This window comes from Alkalibacterium sp. m-11, assembly GCF_054658155.1.
The window spans coordinates 1-1,820 of the sequence record NZ_BAAGIR010000241.1 but is presented as its reverse complement, the minus strand read 5'-3'; the positions used below and the strand labels follow the sequence as shown (position 1 = coordinate 1,820).

General features: G+C 40.5%; 2 protein-coding genes and 1 pseudogene. All 3 read right to left on the bottom strand.

Annotated features, from left to right (window positions below; translation table 11 throughout):
* Nucleotides 1-806 (bottom strand): annotated as a pseudogene (locus ACYQ2O_RS12115) (IS1380 family transposase); the annotation flags it as partial.
* Complete coding sequence (gene tnpB, locus ACYQ2O_RS12110; RefSeq protein ID WP_428830575.1) at nucleotides 785-1,171, bottom strand: IS66 family insertion sequence element accessory protein TnpB; 387 nt, start codon at nucleotides 1,169-1,171, stop codon at nucleotides 785-787. The gene tnpB and the pseudogene ACYQ2O_RS12115, both read right to left, overlap by 22 nt.
* Nucleotides 1,168-1,539 (bottom strand): IS66 family insertion sequence element accessory protein TnpA, encoded by a 372-nt coding sequence (gene tnpA, locus ACYQ2O_RS12105; protein ID WP_346023759.1) that lies wholly within the window; start codon nucleotides 1,537-1,539, stop codon nucleotides 1,168-1,170. Before tnpA ends, tnpB begins: the two co-directional genes overlap by 4 nt.
* Nucleotides 1,540-1,820: the final 281 nt, after the last annotated feature.

Sequence of the window (1,820 nt, the reverse complement as noted above, 5' to 3'; positions counted from 1 at the left end):
TTCCATTGTCCCTCTCTTTTGGTAGAGCTTGTACACTGTTTGGGCAGGTATATCAACGAAATTTGATACGATAAACTCAAACGTCGTAAATAAGAGTTCGCCAGCTTCTCGAGTGGCCTTTACAGCTACTTTACGAACCGTTTCCCAAGATTTAGCTTGATAATCAATCTTGAAATACTGTGATTCTTTATGTGTAAAGTCTGTATCTGGTCCGTAAAGGACCTTTTGTTGAGCCATGTTCTTCAGTCGTGCATTGACTTTTAAACGAATAATATACTTCACTTTTTCTTGCTCGCATAACTCATAGATCTCAGGTTTGGCAAAGCCACTGTCCCCTCGGACAGTTAAAAACATATCACATGAGTGCTGTTTGTGTTGAGAGATGATGTCTGCTAAAAAGACTTCTGCATTGTTAGACGTGTACACATTGCCCGGACGAAGTTCGGCACCCAGAAACAGACCAGTCAGTCCATCAAAAGCCACTAAGGGATGATAACCCGTTGTTCCGTAGTGAGTATTGAAATCAGTCTGTTCTTGTTTTCCGAAGGTGTCTGAGTGAGTAGAATCCACGTCAATGATCATATGCTGTGTATTTTTTGGCCGATATAGATAGTGGTCAATGCCTTGGCAATTGATTGAAGTTGAACGATATTCTCCTCCGACAGTTGATGAATAAAACGAGAAACCATCGACTGTGAACCTAAGGTCGTTTTATTTAGCCCCTGCTGAAAAACTGGATCGTGACGTAGCCAATTGGCTGAAGAATCCGTTGAGTAACCGGCTATTAACTGCACAAGAACCTGCATAAATAAATCAATATAGTCATGTGTACAATAGTTTCTTGAATCACTTTCTTTTGATCGATGGAAAGACCTTCAATGAGCCACCGATATTGTTGAGGTGTGATTTCGCGAGCTTTATCCGTTGTTCGAGGCCACTGAAAACTTCCGTTTTCGAGCCTCTTATAGAGGAGAAGAAACCCATCACCCTCCCAGAGAATTGCCTTCATTCGATCTTTCCGTCTACCACAGAAAAGAAATAGCGCATGTTGGAAGGGCTCCAGTTTATACGTTAACGAAATCATGGCCGTAAGGCCATCAATGGATTTTCTCATATCAGCTTGCCCACAGGCGAGAAAGATACGGAGATCGTCAGGTAATTGGATTTTCATGATGACCTTCCGATAAGTGTAAGGATTGTTTCCAATGTCTTAGCATCTGCACCATTATGAATCTCAATCTCAGTCTGATGTACACGTAGTACAGCACAAACCTGTAATGATGAATCAGAAACTCTTTCAGAGAGCGGATTCGGCATAGTGATTTCTGCAAATCGCTTTGATTCTGTAACTGCCATCACTCCTGCCTGGATCAATGAATCCTCACGGATTATTTTATTCCAGTAGAAAAAAGAAGGGGCTGAGATTTGGTTTTCCTCACACCAGTTTCTGATTGATTGTCCACTTTGTCTTTGGGCAGCGATAATTTCCTGCAACTTTGTTTTCAATAGGTCATGTTTTGCCTGTCTTACAGTTGCCATATTTGCTTAGCCTCCCAGTTTAGACTTAGTTTTAGTACCGGCTAAGGATTGCTTAGCTGGTGCTAAAACTTACTACTATACTAAAGATTATCTCATGGCAGACAGTGTGTTTGAATCCGTACTTTTATTGAGCGCTTACAACAAACAATGACTTTCTATGTGTAAAATAGTTGTCGGAAAGTAAAATAGTAGGGCAAGAAATTAAAGTAGACAAAAAGAAAGAAGACCCTTAATCTAGAGATAACCACAAATCCAGAAAAGAGGTCTTCTTATGAATCAAA